Here is an 18,443-nt window from a genome sequence, read left to right as displayed (position 1 = left end):
ACCGCACCCGGTGGTGCCTGTGGTCGCGGCAAACCGCTTCTGCAGTGGGCGCGGGCAAGGCATCTGACGGCAAGGTGCCCGGTCAGTGGTCTGCAGGCAGGGCAGTCCCCGTTGCCGCCCCTTCGTCTTCTGAAGGGCGGAAGTCGGCCAGCTTCCGATGCGGCCCTGACCGGCGCGATCCCTTGAGGGAACGTCACGCGCACAGTTGTGCACATGGTTTGCCCTGGGAGCGTGTCGTGGAACTAGAGTTCATCGGCATCGACCCCACTTGCGAAGGAGCGCAGATGCGGTCGGCAGCGGCTCCTCAGCGCGACCTGTATGGCCAGCGTGACATTGCGCGATCTGGTCGCGGCCACAGATCTGCTGGCCAAGGGGCATTGCCGGATCAGACGCTGCTCCAGCGCAGAACGGTCTCTGCGTCGGCGGTGAGCCATGTGCCGTCGCCGAGCGGTACGGCGAAGACCCCCGACGTCTCCGGATAGTCGACTTCGGCGAGCGGCCTGAGCGTGCGGGCGTCGAGCAGGAGGTGAGTCCCTTCCTCCGCCCACTGCTCCTCGGCCGCCACGACCAGGACCCGCTTCTCGTCGACGAAGCCCGGGGTGTAGCCGACGAAGACCCACTCCTCGGGAAGAACCTCGCCGGCCTCGACGATGACGCCGTCGGCACCCCCCTGTGTACGGCAGAGATAGTCCCCGCCGACGTCCTGGCTGACCAGCACCCCGTCCGTACCGAGGCCGACGTACGGCTCCTCGGTGGTGCCCGCCGCCCGGACGTCGAGTCCGTCGGTCGTGTAGGTGATCAGGAGGCAGTGCGTACCGTCCTGGCCCATGGACGCGGTGAGTAGAACCTCGGGGCGTGCGTCCGGAAACTGCTGGAAGGCGTACGTCGCTGAGAACGACGGCAGGACGTGCTCGGCGAGCACCTCGCCGGTGGCCACGTCGAGGGCGCGGCAGATGTCGCCCCTGGAAACGCCGTCCCCCCCCGAGGGGTCCGGCCATGGTCGCCAGAAGGACACGTCCGGCCGGGTCGGGCGTGCAGGCGCCGGAGGCCTCGGGTGCATGCTGCCAGCCCCGGTGGTGGTGCTCCCAGCGGACAGTTCCGTCGGGTTCATGGACCGTGACGGCTTCCCGGGCGCTGGTGGCCAGGGCGCCGTCGGGCAGGGGCGAGCAGTAGGTGTCGGAGCCGTCCGCGGCCGGGTCGCTCCACGTGGCACGGGCGGCCACCACCTGAGAGCGGTCGGTGCTGATCCTGCTGGTGGTGATCGTGCCCTGCTGGCGGGTGACGAGCCAGTGCGCGCCGTCGCGCAGGAGCCAGCCGTCCATGTTCCCCAGCGCTTCGGTGATGCCGGGCAGGGACTCGCGGGCCAGGAGGCGTGCGGGGAGGCGGGGGTGGTTCATGTGCTCTTCCCAGTCCGTGTCCGGGGTGTAGCGGCCGGGCCAGTAGAACTGCCGCCGGTGGGTGGGTTCGTCGTCACCATACGGGGGCCCCGCGAGCATGCCCTCGATGCGGATGAGGGGGGCGCAGAAATCGGGGCAGACGCTGCGTTGGGCAGCTCCGTGGGGTGGGCAGACGCTGCGTTGGGCAGCTCCGTGGGTGATTAGCCAGTCGTCCGGGCCTTTGCTGTGCAGGCGGCTGGGGGCACGAGTTCATCGGCATCGTCGAGGACACCGACCCCGAGGTCACCACCGTCCAGCGCGGCGACCTGGTCGTCGCCCCATTCGCGAGCTCCGACACCACCTGCCCGTTCTCCCGCGGGTACCTGTACACCTCCTGCGCTCATGCGCAGGTCGGCTTCCGGGACGTCAGGGCGCAAGAGGGCGGTCAGGCCGAAGCCATCCGCGTCCCGCTCGCCGACGGCACCCCGGTCAAGTGTCCGTCGCGTCGGACTCCGCCCTCGTCCCGTCACTGCTGACCCTGTCGGATGTCTTGAGCAGCGGCTACCACGCCGCCGGCGGCGGCGGCGGCGGCGTCAGCGAGCGCACCCGCGTCACCGTGACCGGCGACGGCGCCGTCGGCCTGCTGGCGGTCCTGTCGGCCAGACGGCTCAACGCGCAGTCCCCACCTGGCCGTCGAGCACGACCTCGACCAGAACTACTGGCGCCCCACGACCCGGCACGAGAAGCGGGCCGCCAAAACCCTACCGAAACTCGACGCCCTCCAACCTCCCTCAACAGGACCCCCCACAACATCGGCTACACCAACGCACACATCCACGACACCGAACAAACGGAAGCAGCCACCCCCCTCATCCTCGACCAGCACACCAACAACGGCAGACAGCTGTGCCTGCAGGCGACGGCTGCCGGAGCAAAGTCCGTGGCCGAGGGATGAGTGGTACCGGCCGGCGGACATTTCGCCCCGGCCGCGCGCCGCCGGTAAAGCAAGCAAGATCCCGCGTTGAAGGTGCCGCAGAGGGCGACGGAGTCGGCCGTAGCATCGGAATCAGCTGTCCGTCACACCGGCTGACCAGTCGCGCCTGCGCCTTGCCGAAGGCCGAACTTCTACGACGCCGCCTCGTCGTCTTCCCCTTCCCGTTCTCCCTCGGCTTGTGACGGGGTGGTGCGCTCGGGTCCCGGATCGGTGTCCCGCCGTCCTTCCTCCTCGGAGCGTTCATCGCTGGCGCGATCGCCTTCTGCCTGTGACGGAGTGCCCTGCTGTGTCATTGCCCTCTTCCTCTCGCCGAGGTGCCCGGAATCGCGGCCCTGTGCAAGAAGGCGGTTACCCCTCCCGGCTGGTCGCAGACAATGCGCCGGCCACCGGTATGGCCACCCTCTGGTCAACGCCCCCGCGCCGCTCCCGCCGCGCCGGGGCCGACATTGCCGAACAGGCCCGCCAGACCCACCAGGCCCCTCGACCTGCTTGGTCTCCTCCAAAAGACCGCCGCCGAACATCCGCGCGAGGTTGTGCGCACGCTGGTCGGCGCGGTCACCGATGCTCACGACGGGGCGCCCACGAGAGACGATGCCACCGTCCTGTGCATCGACTGGTACGGCCCCAGCACAAGCACACACACGTGAGCCCGGATGGCCGGGATACGGGATGACTGCGCGAGCGGGCGCCGCGGCCGACACGGGCTTCCCGGCTTCACCACCCTTGCCGTCACGAACCTCATCGCCGGGGCATCGCTCGCATGCTTCTCCTGAGCGGCCTGGGCAATTCATACAAGCGGACCCATTCCATGGCCTGGGCCACGGCCGCCATCGGCATCTGGACCTGCGTGGCCCCCTGGATCGTGGCGGGCGATGTCGCCCACACCCGCTCGATCGGGAGCAACCTCATCACCGGCGCCATCGCCACCCTCCTCGCCCCCGCCCCCGCCGCCGCCCACGACAAGGACAAGGACACCAGTCGCCACGGTCCCGGCACGCGCGGCGCCATGCCCGGAAACCACTGATTACCTCGGGGGCGGTCACCCCGAGGACGTGCGGAGCCGCGCCCCCGTCAATTGAGAGGACGACGCAACGCCGTCCCGCTTCCCTTACCGCGCCCTGCGAAGGAGACCGATCGTGAGCCAGTCCATCGCGCGACAGAGCGTCCAGCAGCTCGCAGGACTGTCCAGCGTCCTGTCCCGCCAGCGGCGCGACCACGCGGAACTCGACCGCCTCATGGCCCTGTCGAGTCGGGGCGCTTCCTGCGCGGGAACGCCATGAGACCCTCAAGGATGCCTTCCGGCTCACCTTCAGCCACACCTTCCAGAGGAGGCCGTCCTGCGGCCCGCTCTGCGACGGCTCGCTCCTAAAGGATGTTGCAGAAGGCTCAGTTCTGGGCATTTCCCTTGCATGGGTGGGGTGTTGCGGGCTGAGCCGGTGTGGGTGGAGACGTTCACGGGCTTGCGGATCGACCGGTTCGCGAAGCTGGTGAAAGTGGTGCGGGAGCGCGGCGGGAACGGGCCGGGTGGCGGCCGTCCGTGGTGCCTGCCGCTGCCGGACCGGGTCCTGCTGGTGGCCGTGTACTACCGCACGAACCTCACCATGCGGCAGCTCGCTCCGCTCTTCGGGATCTCCCCGGCCACCGTCTGCCGGGTCATTCACCGCTTGCGGCCGTTGCTGGTCCTCGAGGCGGCCCCGCGGCCAGTCGCCGGCGTGGACCGGCTGTGGATCGTGGACGGAACGTTGATCCCGGTCCGCGACCGCACCGTCGCAGCCTCCTCCCGCAACTACCGGTTCTCGGCGAACGTGCAGGTCATCATCGACGCGGACAGCCGCCTGGTCATCGCGGCGGCCCGGCCCGCGCCGGGCAACAAGGCCGACGCCCACGTGTGGCGGGAGTCGGCCCTGCCGGCCACCGCGGCCGGCACGACGGTGATCGCCGACGGCGCCTACCTCGGCACCGGCCTGATCGTCCCGCACCGCAAGAGAGCCGGACGCCCCCTCCTGCGCGGGCAGGAAGAAGACAACGCCGAACACCGACGCGTCCGCGCCCGCGTCGAGCACACCTTCGCCCGGATGAAGAACTGGAAGATCCTGCGCGACTGCCGCCAGAAAGGCGACGGCCTCCACCATGCCGTCCAGGCCGTAGCCACCATGCACAACCTCGCCATGACACGGTAAAACACCAGGCCAGGCACCAATTCGGCCTGCCGAAGCCGGACCTTCTGCAACACCCTTTAGGTCGTGTTTTAGAACTGGGGCCCGTGTCTCGCCTCGCGCCGCGATGATCTCGGTGTGGGGCGAGGGGATCTATCAGATGACCAGTGGGCGGTGTGGGGTTGCCGGTCGCGGGGCTGGGCAGGCCGTCGGTGTGCCGGCGGCGGTTGATCGACGGCATCCGCTGGCGGGTGCGGACCGGCGCCCCGTGGCGTGGTCTACCCAGGGAATACGGTCCGTGGCAGACGGTCTATGGGCTGTTCCGGCGCTGGCAGCGCAATGGCGTCTGGTCGTCGGTGCTGACCGGGCTGCAGGCCCGGGCGGACGCAGCCGGACTGATCACCTGGGACGTGAACGTCGACTCCACGATCTGCCGGGCCCATCAACACGCAGCCGGCGCCCGGCGGGACGGTCAAGCCCAGAAAGAGCCGCCGGGCGGCCACCGGTCCGAACCGGATGATCACGGTCTGGGCCGGTCCCGCGGAGGCTGGACCACGAAGATTCACCTAGCTTGCGAGCAAGGCCAGCGGCCGTTATCGCTGCTGGTCACAGCAGGCCAGCGGGGAGACAGCCCGCAGTTCACGGCGGTGCTCGAAGCTATCCGGATCCCTCGTCTCGGCCTGGGCCGGCCCCGGGTCCGCCCGTTGCGGGTGCGGGCCGACAAGGCCTACTCATCGCGCGCGAACCGTGCCTATCTGCGGCGGCGCGGAATCCGTTGCACCATTCCGGAACCGTCCGATCAGGCCGGCCACCGCAAGCGCCGGGGAACGTTGGGCGGGCGGCCTCCGGCCTTCGACCGTGAGGACTACAAGGCCCGGCACGCGGTCGAGTGCGGCATCAACCGCCTGAAGCGGAACCGGGCGGTGGCCACCCGCTTCGACAAGCTCGCGGTCCGCTTCGAAGCCACCATCCTCATCGCCGCGATTAACGAATGGCTATGACCTGCCGGACGTGTCGGTCCCGCATGTCATTCTGGCCGCGATCAGGTCAGCGGGTTGAGGGGAGACAGGGCCGATGGGGGCTGCGTACTACCGGGCCGAGAGCGAGAGCGGCGACCACATCGACGCCCCGTCCGAGGACGCCCTGTTCATGCTGATCGACGACCTCAACGACTCGGACAACACCTTCGTTGTCATCCAGCCCGACGAAGACGACCCGGTCTGGTTCACCTCCGTCGCCGTCCTGGACGAAGGCGGCTACGAGGTCGTCCGCCGCGACGACACCCGCCGTGAACACGACGTCGTAAGCGAGACCAGCATCGACCGGATCGCCCGCGACCTCACCATCTGGATGGCCGCCCGCGACTTCCCCGGACGACCCACCCAGTACACCAGCAACTTCTAAAACAGGCCTTAAAAGGCTCGCTCCCGGTAATGGGGAACTCACCTCACACCCTGCTGGCCGTGGCCCGCTCTGCGGCGGCGTGGGGATGCCTGGCCGCGGCGGCGAGGGGCTTACTCCACCGCCGGGGGTGCCGCACCGCACCGCTCGCCAGGCCCACGGCCAGAGCGGCAGTGACCACTCCTCGGAACGGCGGCGGCCGCTCTGGTGACGCCCGCGTGGGACGATCCGTAGGGGCCCGTCGTCGCCGGGGCACTCGCGTACGGCACGCCGGTCTGGGGCTTCGCGGTGACCACGTGTGGAGAGGACACGGGTGTGGGGCGGCAGCCCGATGGCTGCCGCCCCACACCCGCACCGCCTCTGCGGCCGCCTCAGAGACGGTTGGAGAGGCCCCCGTAGTAGCCGCCGACCTGCCGGTGGTAGTCCTCGTTGCCGAGGTGCTTGTCCTTCTCGAACTCCGGGGCGGCCTTGATCTGGTCCTTGGTCCAGCCGACGTAGACCTTCTCCTCCTGCGCGTCGACCCGGTCGATCGTGCCCGCCGGCAGAAGAACCTCCTTGCCGAAGATCCACGGGCCGGTGTCGACCACGATGTACGAGGAGCCGGCCTCGTCGGAGTGCTTGTCGACCTTGCCGATGGCACCGTCGGCGGCCTCGACCTTGTAACCCGTCAGGTCGGCTCCGACCGTACGGCCGGACGTCTCGCGGTAGCCCCACACATTCTCAGTCATTCGAAAGTCCCTCCGTGAACGGGAACCGATCGGGAATAGAATTCTCGACCGGCCTTCTTCAGGTACATCACGTATGCAGCGGAACTGAAGTTCCGGCCTGAACTCCGCCTGCCCCGTGTTCGCGACGCCACACGTCCGCATTCGGTTCGGGCCGGGACGGCAGCCGTTCTATGGAGGTGAGCAGGTTCCCTGCTGCGTCACGGCCACCGCCCCGGAACACATACGGCTACCCGCAGGATCCACTTTCACCGGCAGCACAGACGCGACCTTGTTTCGGCATGACGGTGGCCGTCCACCCCCCTTCGATCGGGGGTGGACGGCCACCGTCATGCCAGCCCTCACTACGCCAGGAACATTCGCGCTACCTACCAGCGGTACCAGCGGCCGCTGCTGTTCTTGGGCCGGGCAACGAAGCCGATCAGCCAGATCACCAGGACGGCGATCGCGACCCACCAGAGAACCTTCACCGCGAAACCGGCACCGAACAGAATCAGAGCGAGCAGAAGAACAAGAAGCAGGGGAACCATAGTTATCAACCTCCGAAGCACCGGATTCCCTACCCTCCCTCACCCATGCATACGATTCTTAGTTGTTTCTTATCGACACAGGTGGGCATAACGCGCGCGCCCGGCTCCTCACTCCCCGACTACCTGCCTTTCCCGCTACGTCGCACCCCGGGCCGACTGACCGCCTCGGGGAATCGGGAGAGATCCGACGCCAGCGAGCCCCGCGGGGTTTGGACCTCGGAATCGCGAGCAGGCGGTGGTCACGACCAATCCGGTACTACACGAGGAGGTCCCCATGTCGGGCACCGAGAAGGCCAAGGCACAGGCCGAGCAGGCCAAGGGCAAGGCCAAGGAGATGACAGGCCGGGCAGTCGGCAACGAGCGGATGACCGCCGAAGGCCACGCCGACCAGGCCAAGGGCAACGCCCGCCAGGCCAAGGAAGACGTCAAGGACACCCTCCGCCACCGCTGAACCGCGCACCTCGCCACTGGGCCCCGACCAAAGCCCCCGGTCGGGGCCCAGTCACGTCCCCGGCCCAACGCCCCGCGTCTCTTCCCGAGACACAACTTCCCTGGCTGCCCTGGGACGGCCGTGCAGTGGATGTACCTCTGCGCCTGCCAGGCGACCCGGCCAGCGGATAAGAGCGCTCACGGCGAAGGAGAAACCCAAGTACCAGGCCGAGCGCTCACCCAAGTACAGACCCGCCCCCGCGACCCGACACCGCAGCCGGTTCAGGCCAACCGGTGGACCCGCAGGATCGTGGGGGTGCCTGGCAGGTAGTCGACCCGGCTGACCAGCGAGACATCACTGAGTACGTCCTGGCACGCGTGGCCGCCGCTGACCGGCAGCCGCCCATGCACGGATTGGTCATCGCCAGGTAGTCGCCCCGACGACCGCCCCGGTCGGACCGTCTCCAGCCGGGGCGACCGCACCAGCTCCGCGAGGGGCACACCTACGACGTCGGCGACAAGGATGTGTGTGTCGAGGCGCGCCGACGCGCTGTAATCCCGGCTACGAAGCACCAACATGGTCCGAAGCCGTGGCCGCCTCGCGATGATCAACCCCATACCCGGCATACTCACCGCCGAGTCCACTCTCGCGTGGCGCGGAACAGGAATTACCCTCAACCCGGCATTACAGGATGAAAAAGCGAGAGGAGACGACATATCGAATCACAGCAAGATCACTTTCTTCACATCCTGCACGCAGACTCGGCAAGCTGTTCCGATGCGCATCAAGCCCATTACCGTCACCGCTGTCGCGATTCTCGCTCTCACCTCATGCGGTACCGCAGACAACCCTCCCGCCACCCCGTCGGATAAGAACGGCGCCGAGGCTTCCACCGCTGCACCGGCCACGCTCAGCCCTGACGCCAAGGCCAGCCTCCGCGCCGCCGCGGTCCTCCCCAACGATCCCGACGCGAAGGATCGCCAGGCGTACCTCGACGCGCTCAACGCCATCGACCCGCGCATCATCAAGCCCGGCAAGGAAGACCAGGCCGTCAGCCGCGGAATCAACCAGTGCGGCAGCATCAAGAACGCAAAGGACGAGGCGAAGCTCGCACAAACTGCGGTGAAGCGATTCACCGTCGATACCCGACTCCCCGACATCGCCAACCCCACCACCGGTAAAGCGATCAACAAGGCCGTTCACACGCACCTCTGCCCAAGCTTCTGACCCGAACTCGGACCGACCCGCCAGTCGGCTGACACAGGAACAGCTAACGCCCAAACCAGGCACCACGGCCCCAAGGCGCAGCACGGTGATCTGAACGACGAACGCCACCGCGGATGACAAAGATCAGCTGGCAGGGGCAGGTTCGACGTCCCAGCCGGTTTCGGCCTTCAGGTTGGTCCGGGCATCCAGCCGCCGCAATCCGCTGGTCCATCACCCATCTGACACCAGCCGCTGCAGGGGCATGCTGGTCTGTGGGGACGTCGGTCAAACCGTGGCGACCGCCCAAAGGGCCAGCCCTGGGGCTCGCGCAAGGAAGGATTCGCCAGGTGTCCGGACACCTGTTCAGGTGCGCGTATCGGAGTCGGAGTACCGAGTGTTACACCCGGTCGTCACCGGGACGACGGCGAACGCGGGGCCGGTGCTCTCGCGGAGTGCAAGCTTGCCGCCGGCGTGCGCATCAGCAGGATTGGTCCAGCCGCTGCAGGCTGCCACGTGGCGACCGCGCCCCACCCGGACAAGAACATCGCGCGGGTGCTGGTGTCGCGCGGGAAGCAGCGCAAGTGGTCGGCGACGTACGGGCTGAAGGTCAGGTGCCGTCCGGCGCCGGCTCCTACGGCGAGGAGGGACGTCGCCGTCTCGAAGCTCTTGTTCCCGACCCGCGCGCCGACGTCGTCATGGGTACACAGCTGCACAGGCGGCGAACCCGTTCGGCACCGACACATGCCCGGACCGGGGGATCCGGTGGAGTCCAACGGGTGAGGGCCCGTCCTTGTCAGATGGACGGGCCCTCGTTCAGCGGTCACCTGTGCGCGTCACGGTTTTCGCCCGCTCTTCCAGGCGCGGCCGCTCGACGTGCAGCGGTCAGAACAGGGTCTCGCCCGCGGGGTAGCCGTAGCCGCTCTGGTACCTGTCGGCGAAGACGATGGTGCCGTTCAGGGATCCCAGGCCCTTGTAGAACCACATGTCTCCGTTGGGGTGGCGGGCCAGCACGTCGGTCTTGCCGTCACCATCGACGTCTCCGGGGGCGATGAAGTCGTCGTACTGGTTCCAGCCCCAGCCGATCCGGATGCGAGGGCTGAACGTGTCGCCGGGGCCGGTCTCATAGAGGTACAGGTCCGGCCGGCGTGCGGGCCAGGAAGTCGGGCGTGCCGTTCCCTGTGAGGTCGCCGGTGGCCACGATCTTGTCGTAGTCCGACCACGCCTCTCCGCCGGGGGCGGGGAGGGTGACACCGGGACCCACGTCTCCGTCGGTCAGTAGGGGGAGCCGCGTGAGGGAGCCGTTCGTGGACCGAACCACCATGTCGCGACGTCCGTCGCCGTTCATGTCGGGGCTCACGGTCATCATGTCGACGGCGTTCGGCCAGGCTCCGGCCGCCGTGAGGGTGCGCGGCCACCGGAAGAACGTCTCGCTCCCGTAGTGGCCCGGGTAGAGACGCAGGCTTCCCGTGTTGTCGATGGTGTAGAGGTCATCCGCGCCATCACCATCGACATCGCCAGCGCGCGCGATGCGGCGCATCGCGTTCCAGTCGGCGTTCCAACTGGCCCCGACCTTGCAGTACAGGGCGTAGAGCTTCAGTTCAGAGTGACCGCCGAAGTGGCGGTAGAGACTGCCGTCTGCGCTGCGGCGCAGCAGGTCGGCCTTGCCGTCGGGCGCGTTCTGGCAGTACGACCAGGTCGCGGCAGCGCGGTAGGGGTAGTGGTCGGACATGGCCTTGCGCGGCAGCACGTCGCCGACGGCGTTCTTGAAGTGCTTCTCGCTGAGGAAGATGTAGTCGTACTTGGACTCGACGGGGATGGTCGGCTTGAGGACCGTGTGCTCCCCTGAGCGGCAGCGGAGCGGAGCGGGAGTCTGGGCGCGGCACTCCGGGCTGAAGTAGGCCGCGGTCTCGTCCGTCTCAATGAAGCGGCCCGTGCCCCCCGAGTGGCTGTAGAAGGCATTGAGTGACGCCGCCTGAGGAGTCCGGCTGTAGTCGACCACACCGTTGGGCTGTGCTGCGCGTTGAAGTCGCCACCGAGTACGACCGGTACGTCGGCGTCGATCCAGGGCGTCACGGAGGCGGCCAGCTTGTTGGCCTGCTTCGTCTGGATGTCGATCGTGAACGAGTTCAGGTGCACAGAGCACGCGCGGGTCTTGCGGCCCTGGAGCGGCGCCTCAACACATGCCGACCTCCACGTCTGGTTGGGGCCCTCTCCTCCGACCTTCAGTTCGATGTCGGGTCGGTCACGGGCCCCTTGGCGATCACCGCGTTGCCGAACTCGCCTTCCACGTCGAAGGGCTGCTCACCCTGCGCCTTGCACAGATCGGCGGCAGGGTCCTGGGCAGGGGTGATCATGACGGCGAAACTGCCGCCGTACCCCTTGGGCTTGAGCACCTTCATCAATTCGTCGTACTGGGACCGGCAGACCTCCTGGAGGAACACCAGGTCCGAGTCCCAGTCCGCCACCAGCCCCTTGAGGACGTCGACCCGGGACTTGACGCCGTCCCTGTCGGGTCCGCACGGGGTGACGCTTTCGGGCTCGTCGTTGCTGCCACAGATGTTGTAGTTGAGAAAGCGAAGGACGGGTGCCGACTTCGGCGACGGCTCGTCCGCCGACGCGGGCGCGACGAGTACACCGCCCAGCATCAGCGTCGCGAGCAGCGCGACGACGAACGCACGTATGCGCCTCTTTGAGGATCCTTCTTCGGGTTCCGGGCCAACGAGGCCGCGATTTCAGTCGATCCTCGCATGCTTGATCTACGGGACTCCACGCGTAGCACACCGGATCCTCACCTTGAGCACATGCCTGGTCAGCGTGATAGTCACTGCGACGGCGCGCCATCACCAAGGTCCGAACGCTTGCGGGCACGGCCTCTTCTGACGGCGCATACAGGGCAGTCGGCAAGCGCGCGGCACCAGGCCCGTCCGTGTGGTGCGCACCGACTTCGCCGCCGGGCGCCACACGGGGGCGCTGCTCGCCCACCACCACCGCCCAGTCGTGGCGAGGAGGGCTGCCCTTCTGTCACCCGTGCCGGGGCGATGCGGGCGGTGGTTGTACCCGGCACGGCTCCTCTGCCGGACGAGGTCATCCGCCAGGCGTGACCGGGCCGAGCCCGGACGGCAAATGGCGCATGGCCACCGCCACAGCCTCGTGCGCTGTGGCGAACAGGCCGAGGTCCGGCGTGATGAAGCCTGTCCCGACCCGTACGTGCCGTCGCCGCCCGCAGTCAGGCACGGCCCGACGACGGTCAGGCACGGGCGGGTCGTGGTCGAGAAGCGCCTTGGCCGCGCCGGTCTCCGCGCTGATGGACTCCTGGTAGACCTCCGCGTATCTGCACGCATCGTTGAGCAGGCCTCCGCAGAACACGGCAACGTCGTCGCCGATGAGCCGCAAGCCCCCTGGCCGTGGCGGCTCCCTCCTCGAAGAAGTCCGCGCGTTCCGTCAGGTGTCGGCGTAGGGACATTGCGCGCTGCCCCTCCCCCGCCTCGGCATCGGCCGCCGGGACAAGCCCTGAGGCCGGTGCCCGGTGCCGGACCAGGGCCCCCGAGGGCGTGGCGCTCGCCGGCCGCTCGGCTCTCACGCCTCCCGGCGTACCGGCGCGGCCACCCGCGCCACGCCCAGCAGGAACAGCCCGCAGGCCGCCACCAGCAGCCAGCCGGGACGTGCCGCCCGGGCCAGCCCGCCCGATCCGGCCCCGGCGACCAGGGCCCCCGCGACGGCCACCCCAACGGCAGAGCCGACCTGGCGGGCGGTGGACGTGAGAGCCCCGGCCACGCCCGTGCGGGAGGCGGGCAGACCGCTGATCGCGGCGTTGGTGAGGGGTGCGTTGGCGAAGCCGAAGCCGATTCCGAGCAGCAACTGGGCCGTCAGCAGGAGGCGTATGTCGGTGTGCTGGCCGAGGTCGGCCAGGCACAGGCCTCCCGCTGCGGTGAACGCGCCTGCCAGGAGCAGCGGACGCCGTGGCCCGAGGCGGCCCACCAGGCTGCCGGCCCAGGGCGCGCACAGGGTGGCGCCGAGCGCCATGGGCAGGGCGGCGAGCCCTGCTGCGAAAGGGGTCCAGCCGCGGGCGTGCTGGAGGTAGAGCGTGTTCAGCAGCAGGGCCGTACTGAGGGCGATGAACACGGCGATGGCTCCCAGCACCGCCGTGGTGAACGCCGGCCGCCGAAATAGCCCGAGGTCCATCAGCGGCTCGCTCCGGCGGGTCTCGACCCGAACGAACGCGGCCGTGGTGACGGCGATCAGCGCATATCCGGCCGCGGCCACGGGAGAGGACCAGCCGATGCGCGGGCCCTCGATGAGCACCCAGACGCTCGCCCCCAGGGCCAGTACGAGGAGCACCTGCCCGGGCAGGTCCAGACGGCGTGTGCGCTGCCCGTGGGACTCCGGCACGAACACCGCGACAAGCACCAGCGCGGCCACGACGACCGGGGCGTTGATCCAGAACACCGACCGCCAGCCGAGCGCCGCGACGAGGGCCCCGCCGGTGACCGGCCCCACCGCCATGCTCAGCCCGAACACCGATGCCCAGATCCCGATGGCCCTGGCCCGTTCCCTCGGATCGGGCATCGCGCTCACCACGATCGCCAGGGCCACCGGGCTCAGCATCGACGCGCCGACCCCCTGCACGGCCCGCGCCGCAATCAGGACACCCAGCGACGGCGCCACCGCGCAGACCAGCGACGCGGCTCCGAAGACGACCAGGCCGATGCGGAACACCCGCCGTCGTCCGAAGCGGTCGGCCATCGCGCCGGAGGTGATGAGGAGGGCGGCCAGGACAACGGTGTAGGCGTCCACCACCCACGCCAGGCCCCGCGTGCCGATACCCAGGCCTTCCCCGATCGCGGGAAGCCCCACATTGACGATGGTGGTGTCCAGCCCCACCAGGAACATGCTGAGCGCGCAGACGGCGAGGACCGTCCAGCGCCGGCGCGCGCCGAGTCCGGGTTGTGCTGACAAAGAGGTCGTAGTCATCGGCGAGCGCCTTCCGTCGGAATCATGTGCCGCCATGCTCGGACCGACCGCCCACCCGCACCCAGCATCTTTGCGGAGACCGCAAAATAGAAGCCATGGACGCCGAACTCGCCCAGATCCTCAACGGCATCGGACCCCGGCTGCGCGCCCTGCGCCGTGACCGGGGCCTCACCCTGGAAGCGCTCGCCCAGGACAGCGGTATCTCCGTCAGCACCCTCTCCCGCCTTGAGTCGGGCATCCGGCGCCCCACCCTGGACCTCCTCATCCCCCTCGCGCGCGCCCACCGTGTCGCCCTGGACCAGCTCGTCGCGGCCCCGGCCACCGGCGATCCACGGGTGCATCTGCGCCCACACCGCAAGGACCACGGCAGCGTGCTGGTACCGCTCACGCAGTACCCGGGTCGCGTGCAGGTCTTCAAGCAGGTCCTCGCCCCACGCGAACCGAAGCTCGTCACCCACGCCGGCTACGAATGGCTCTACGTCCTCGCCGGAGAACTCCGCCTGATCCTGGGCGGCTCCGACACCACCCTGCGCCCCGGCGACGTCGCCGAGTTCGACACCGCCGAACCCCACTGGTTCGGGCCCGCGGGCAACACCGCGGTCGAGATCCTGCACTTGTTTGGCCCACACGGCGACCAGGCCGTCGTCCGAACCGGACAGGAGGGCTGAACAGCAGCCCGAGACGCGGCAGAAGCGGCGAGCCGTGAGCTGGAGAGCTGGAGAGCTGGAGAGCTGGAGAGCTGGAGAATCATCGTAAGCGCTGCTGAACACCCCGGAAGCACCGAACGGCGAGGAAGGCTAGGGGGTGTCCGCAATGTCAGCTGGGGAGCCATAGCCGCAGGCAGGCGAGGGTGACCAGGGCTTTGTAGTAACGGGCTCCTTTGTCGTAGCGGGTGGCGAGGGCTTTGTTCTGCTTGAGCCGGTTGAAACCGCGTTCGACGACGTTCCGGCGCCGGTAGACCTCACGGTCGAGGCGGCACAGGCTCTCGCCGCGGCGGATGCATCCGTTGATCTGGTCGACGCGTTCGGGGATGGTGCAGGCGATGCCGCGTCGCCGCAGGTAGGAGCGGATCTTGCGGGACGAGTAGCCTTTGTCGCCGACCACCCGCAGCGGTCGGGTGCCGGGCCGGCCCGGCCCGCATCGCTTGATGCGGATGCGGGCCATGACCGGCTCGAACTGCGTGCAGTCGTTGACGTTCCCGCCGGTAATCGTGAACGCGAGCGGCCGGCCCGGCCCGTCGCAGGCGAGGTGGATCTTCGTGCTCAGTCCGCCGCGGATGTCGGTCAGGACGTGCCCGCGGAGCTGTTGACGACGACGCGCACCGTCCGACCGCCAGGAGCGAGTACAGCTCGCTGGTGAGTGCGAAGTGGCCGAAGTGGTCAGCGGCGAGCTGGCTTTCCCAGCCGGGCCCTACTCACTGCTACGGGGAGTGAGGGTGTCGACCAGACCGGTCTCCTCGACCGCGGTGACGAGCGTGGACAGGGCGGGGTTGTTCGAGGCCGCCGTGGCGACCGGGTCGTCAGCCATGTCGTCGAGCGGGCCACCGCACTCTTTCGGCACTGCGGCGCGTCCCGCGCCGAATGTGCCGCCGGGTCAGCGTGGTGTTTATGCGGTGCTCATTCGATCGGCCGGTCGCCCAGCGGCTGCGGCCGTGTGCCGGTTGTCATCTCAAGGAGCTATTGGGGACTCGAAGGGCCCCCGGATGGGTCATCGGCATCCTCACGACCCGGCGTCCTCGCGCCGGTCCCGCCTGCGTTCCGCACCGGAGAGGCCGAGCGACCGCTCTTCGACCCGCCCGCCGTGCCCCAGCAGACCCGTCTGGTCAAGCGTGTGCTCCCGCATGAGCCGGGGCAGCTCCCGCCGGGACAGCAGGTCGACCAGGACGGGGTAGAGCGGGCGCCCCACCTGGGCGAGGCGCAGCCACGGCGGCGCGTAGACCGTGGCGCGACGGCGTTCCACCCCGTGCTCGATCCAGGCGGCGACCTGGTCCACCGGGTAGACGCGCCGGGCAGGCGCGGGCATGTGCGCGCGCAGTTCGCGGAGCACCGTGTGCCGGTCGACGTCGCGGATCATGTCGGTGTCGGTCCAGTGCAGGTACGCGACGCCTACCGCGACACCAAGGCCGGCCACCTCGGGGCGGAGGGAGCGGGCGAAGGACTCGGCGCCCGCCTTGGAGGCGCAGTAAGCGCTCATCATGGGGGCGGCGCCGAAGGCCGCCGTGGAGGCGACCTGGAGGAAGTAGCCGTGGGTGGCCCGCAGGCCGGGAAGGAACGACCGCGCGGTCACGGCACTGCCGACGAGGTTGACCTCGATGACACGGCGCCAGGTGTCCGGGGCGGAGGACTCGAAGGGGCCTCCGGCTGCGATACCGGCGTTGGCGATGACGACCGAGGGGGCACCGAGGTGCCGCACGACATCGTCCGCGGCCCGGCTCATGGCGTCGTCGTCGGTGACGTCGACCTCGACGACGTGGGTCTCCGTGTCCAGCGTCGCCGCCACCGCCGACAGCGTGGCGGCCTCACGGCCCAGCAGAGCCACCCGCATCCCGCGGGCCGAGAGCCGGCGGGCCAGGCCCTCGCCGAGACCCCGTGCCGCACCCGTCACGACGGCGGTGCGTCCCCGCAGATCCCATGAGCGTGAACGAGACATGTCGCCTCCCTGAGGAAAGGAGCAAAACGGGCTCCACTGGCTATTCTCGCCACGGTGGGATTCGGATGCGCGCGGAGCGGCGTAGCCCGGCCGCCTTCTCCCAGAGACCTCGAGACACCCCCACACAGCGGGGAGCGGCCACCACCCTGGATCCCGTCGCCGGCGGCGACGGGACCATCCCCGCGAGCATCTCCCTCTTCAGGGGGAAGTACGCGGTGAAGACGGCGCGGTGGCAGTCGACGAGGGCGTCCACCTCCGGGCTGCCCGGCGCGACGTCCGCGTCCAGCGCGGACGCGAGCTCACCGTCCAGGTCGACTACCGCGTCGTGGACCGCCTGCCACTCCTCGGGCGTGCGGGCTGCCGAACGCTCGGCGTACTGGCGCCACTGCAGGGTGTCCCCGTACCGCCGGGCCGTCACCGGCCCCTCCGGATCCCAGTCCGGGCCGAAGATCGCGGCCTACTGTCCAGTGACACCTATCGTGCACCGGCACACCGGTGTGGTCAGGCAGCGGGACCGCAACCGGTCTTTGACCGTGCCCCGTAGATGGCCCGGGTGGACAAATTCGACGCTCAGCCTCAGGCGGGGAGCGTCATCGGTGCAGGGCGCGGTGGCGGGCAAGGCCACAGCAACGCGGCGATACCGTCCCGGTTCTCGGGCAGCCCGGCCGCGCGGAACCACAGCATATTTCCGGCGATGCCTCCCGTCGCCTCGTCGGTGTCCACGAAGGCCCGCAACAGTTCGCGTTGGGCGGGGGTGAGCGGACGGGTCGGGGCGTACCCATCGGCAAAAGCTCTGAGCAGGATCGGCCCGCGCTCGTGGTCGGTGAGCGAGGTGCCGCCGGCGGCCACGATGGCGACCGCTCTTGGTGCCACCTCCTCGAAGGTTTCGGCCAGGGCGAGCGCGGAGCGCAGCACGGTGAACCGGAACCATCCGTCGAGCCCGGGCAGTGGCTCGGGGAACCAGCCGTCCGTCGTTCGCGGGTCCCGCAGGGCGTCGAGGAGGACGGCGAGAGCGCCTGGCCGATCGACTTGGGCGGGACCCAGCGCAGCGCAGACCCGCACAGCTGGGTCGGAGTCGGCGAGCAGGTTGGAGGTGTCCATCCCCCACACGCCGAGCGCCCGCGCCACGCTCGCGCGCTCCCGTCGCCCCGCCACGGGGCCCAGCCGTGCCCGCAGCAGCTTGGCGGCCCGCGGCACCCGGTCGGCGAGCCCTGGGGTGAGGAGAAGCGGCATGGCGGCGCCGAGCGCGGCCTCGCGGACGTGGGGATCAGGAGAGGAGAGCAACGGCTCGACGGCGTCATAGAGGGTGGGGCGTATCTCCCGGCACGCCTGTAGGGCCGCGAGCTCGTCCGGGTCGTGCTCGCGTCGCGTCTGGTCGTGCCAGGGCTCCCACTGCCAGTCGGTGCGGTCGCGCACCGGATCCTCCCCATAGGCGGCAGACACGGCAACCTGGCCCAGCCAGACCAACAGGGCGGCCCGCAAGCTGCGCGGCGGCGCGTCGTCCCACGGGAAGTGCCCCTCGTGCTCGGCGAGGCACATGGGGTGGTCGAGAATCGCGGCGACGAACAGTGCCGCGGGCGCGGTGACGGTGTACAGCGAGCCCTGGTGCAGCACGCTCATGTCCAACGCGGCCAACGCCTCGGACCGCACCTCGGCATCTTCGTCCACGAGGGAGCACAAGGAGACGGGTATGTCCTCTCCGGAGCCGTAGGCGTGCTGAAGAGCCTCCCAGTCCGTCCCCAAGAGCAGTTCCCGGGCTGCTGCTGGCAGCCCGCTCAGGATCCGCGTCATGCGGGCACTCTCGCCGTCCCTCATGCCCACACCCTGCCAGCACCCACCGACAACTCCCCCTTCTCAGAAGAGGGACGAACGGGGAACACCCAGCTCAGCCCACACGGGCGACATGACCGAGGGCCGCGAGCGGTCCGCGTTGCTCAGAGCGGGCCGGCCCAGGGGTCATCGTCCGGTTCGGGCTCTTCGGGGTGGAGCATGCGCAACGCAGCGC

General features: G+C 69.3%; 19 protein-coding genes and 4 pseudogenes. 10 read left to right on the top strand and 13 right to left on the bottom strand.

What is annotated here, in order from left to right; translation table 11 throughout:
- Positions 1-385 precede the first annotated feature (385 nt).
- Positions 386-1,015, bottom strand: a complete 630-nt coding sequence (locus ACIP84_RS16260; RefSeq protein WP_401798314.1) for a hypothetical protein — start codon at positions 1,013-1,015, stop codon at positions 386-388.
- Between the two features lie 633 nt (positions 1,016-1,648).
- Here ACIP84_RS16260 and ACIP84_RS16255 point away from each other — a divergent pair.
- From ACIP84_RS16255 to ACIP84_RS16225, 7 genes and pseudogenes are all read left to right on the top strand, one after another.
- Complete coding sequence (locus ACIP84_RS16255; RefSeq protein WP_401798374.1) at positions 1,649-1,912, top strand: alcohol dehydrogenase catalytic domain-containing protein; 264 nt, start codon at positions 1,649-1,651, stop codon at positions 1,910-1,912.
- Positions 1,870-2,331, top strand: a complete 462-nt coding sequence (locus ACIP84_RS16250) for a hypothetical protein (RefSeq protein ID WP_401798313.1) — start codon at positions 1,870-1,872, stop codon at positions 2,329-2,331. The genes ACIP84_RS16255 and ACIP84_RS16250 overlap by 43 nt, the downstream gene beginning before the upstream one ends.
- Positions 2,332-3,178: 847 nt before the next feature.
- Positions 3,179-3,394: an SPW repeat protein gene (locus tag ACIP84_RS16245; protein ID WP_401798312.1), complete on the top strand. Its 216-nt coding sequence runs from the start codon at positions 3,179-3,181 to the stop codon at positions 3,392-3,394.
- Between the two features lie 112 nt (positions 3,395-3,506).
- On the top strand, positions 3,507-3,650 hold the full coding sequence (locus ACIP84_RS16240) for a hypothetical protein (RefSeq protein WP_401798311.1): 144 nt from the start codon (positions 3,507-3,509) through the stop codon (positions 3,648-3,650).
- A gap of 129 nt (positions 3,651-3,779) precedes the next feature.
- Positions 3,780-4,550, top strand: coding sequence for a transposase (locus ACIP84_RS16235; RefSeq protein WP_401798310.1), 771 nt, complete (start codon positions 3,780-3,782; stop codon positions 4,548-4,550).
- Positions 4,551-4,664: 114 nt separating this feature from the next.
- A pseudogene (locus ACIP84_RS16230) lies at positions 4,665-5,527 on the top strand (IS5 family transposase).
- Between the two features lie 73 nt (positions 5,528-5,600).
- A complete protein-coding gene (locus tag ACIP84_RS16225; RefSeq protein WP_401798309.1) occupies positions 5,601-5,930 on the top strand; it encodes a hypothetical protein in 330 nt (109 codons plus the stop codon).
- Between the two features lie 368 nt (positions 5,931-6,298).
- Here ACIP84_RS16225 and ACIP84_RS16220 read toward each other — a convergent pair whose 3' ends face one another.
- Positions 6,299-6,655: a PRC-barrel domain containing protein gene (locus ACIP84_RS16220; protein WP_401798308.1), complete on the bottom strand. Its 357-nt coding sequence runs from the start codon at positions 6,653-6,655 to the stop codon at positions 6,299-6,301.
- Between the two features lie 365 nt (positions 6,656-7,020).
- Positions 7,021-7,182, bottom strand: a complete 162-nt coding sequence (locus ACIP84_RS16215) for a hypothetical protein (protein WP_055599699.1) — start codon at positions 7,180-7,182, stop codon at positions 7,021-7,023.
- A gap of 274 nt (positions 7,183-7,456) precedes the next feature.
- On the opposite strand from ACIP84_RS16215, the gene ACIP84_RS16210 reads away from it, so the two are divergent.
- Both ACIP84_RS16210 and ACIP84_RS16205 read left to right on the top strand, forming a co-directional pair.
- Entirely contained in the window at positions 7,457-7,633 is a 177-nt protein-coding gene (locus ACIP84_RS16210; protein ID WP_401798307.1) for a CsbD family protein, read from the top strand.
- A 555-nt stretch (positions 7,634-8,188) separates the two neighbouring features.
- Positions 8,189-8,839 carry a hypothetical protein gene (locus ACIP84_RS16205; RefSeq protein ID WP_401798306.1) on the top strand — a complete coding sequence of 217 codons (651 nt, stop codon included), beginning with the start codon at positions 8,189-8,191 and terminating at the stop codon, positions 8,837-8,839.
- Between the two features lie 861 nt (positions 8,840-9,700).
- Here ACIP84_RS16205 and ACIP84_RS16200 read toward each other — a convergent pair.
- The 5 genes from ACIP84_RS16200 to ACIP84_RS16180 all read right to left on the bottom strand — a co-directional run bounded on the left by ACIP84_RS16200 (position 9,701) and on the right by ACIP84_RS16180 (position 13,789).
- A complete protein-coding gene (locus tag ACIP84_RS16200; protein WP_401798373.1) occupies positions 9,701-9,868 on the bottom strand; it encodes a hypothetical protein in 168 nt (55 codons plus the stop codon).
- Positions 9,869-9,938: 70 nt separating this feature from the next.
- A complete protein-coding gene (locus ACIP84_RS16195; RefSeq protein WP_401798305.1) occupies positions 9,939-10,817 on the bottom strand; it encodes an FG-GAP repeat domain-containing protein in 879 nt (292 codons plus the stop codon).
- A 223-nt stretch (positions 10,818-11,040) separates the two neighbouring features.
- On the bottom strand, positions 11,041-11,463 hold the full coding sequence (locus ACIP84_RS16190) for a hypothetical protein (protein ID WP_401798304.1): 423 nt from the start codon (positions 11,461-11,463) through the stop codon (positions 11,041-11,043).
- Between the two features lie 439 nt (positions 11,464-11,902).
- The gene (locus ACIP84_RS16185; RefSeq protein ID WP_401798303.1) at positions 11,903-12,211 is read right to left on the bottom strand and encodes a hypothetical protein; all 309 of its coding nucleotides are present in this window, start codon (positions 12,209-12,211) and stop codon (positions 11,903-11,905) included.
- Positions 12,212-12,394: 183 nt separating this feature from the next.
- Positions 12,395-13,789, bottom strand: a complete 1,395-nt coding sequence (locus ACIP84_RS16180; RefSeq protein WP_401798302.1) for a DHA2 family efflux MFS transporter permease subunit — start codon at positions 13,787-13,789, stop codon at positions 12,395-12,397.
- 95 nt (positions 13,790-13,884) lie between these two features.
- Between ACIP84_RS16180 and ACIP84_RS16175 the strand changes: the two genes are divergently transcribed.
- Positions 13,885-14,457: a helix-turn-helix domain-containing protein gene (locus ACIP84_RS16175; RefSeq protein ID WP_401798301.1), complete on the top strand. Its 573-nt coding sequence runs from the start codon at positions 13,885-13,887 to the stop codon at positions 14,455-14,457.
- A 148-nt stretch (positions 14,458-14,605) separates the two neighbouring features.
- Here ACIP84_RS16175 and ACIP84_RS16170 read toward each other — a convergent pair.
- From ACIP84_RS16170 to ACIP84_RS16150, 5 genes and pseudogenes are all read right to left on the bottom strand, one after another.
- Positions 14,606-15,070: pseudogene (locus ACIP84_RS16170) on the bottom strand (IS5 family transposase); the annotation flags it as partial.
- A 150-nt stretch (positions 15,071-15,220) separates the two neighbouring features.
- A pseudogene (locus tag ACIP84_RS16165) lies at positions 15,221-15,376 on the bottom strand (fasciclin domain-containing protein); the annotation flags it as partial.
- Positions 15,377-15,508: 132 nt separating this feature from the next.
- Positions 15,509-16,438: an SDR family oxidoreductase gene (locus ACIP84_RS16160; protein WP_355969054.1), complete on the bottom strand. Its 930-nt coding sequence runs from the start codon at positions 16,436-16,438 to the stop codon at positions 15,509-15,511.
- 187 nt (positions 16,439-16,625) lie between these two features.
- A pseudogene (locus ACIP84_RS16155) lies at positions 16,626-16,895 on the bottom strand (TipAS antibiotic-recognition domain-containing protein); the annotation flags it as partial.
- Positions 16,896-17,014: 119 nt separating this feature from the next.
- Positions 17,015-18,229, bottom strand: coding sequence for a HEAT repeat domain-containing protein (locus ACIP84_RS16150; protein WP_401798300.1), 1,215 nt, complete (start codon positions 18,227-18,229; stop codon positions 17,015-17,017).
- Positions 18,230-18,443 lie beyond the last annotated feature (214 nt).

The sequence above is a fragment of the Streptomyces sp. NPDC088707 genome, assembly GCF_044752725.1.
Lineage (GTDB): Bacteria > Actinomycetota > Actinomycetes > Streptomycetales > Streptomycetaceae > Streptomyces.
Note: the sequence above shows the minus strand (reverse complement) of the source record. Positions and strands in the feature narration are given on the sequence as shown.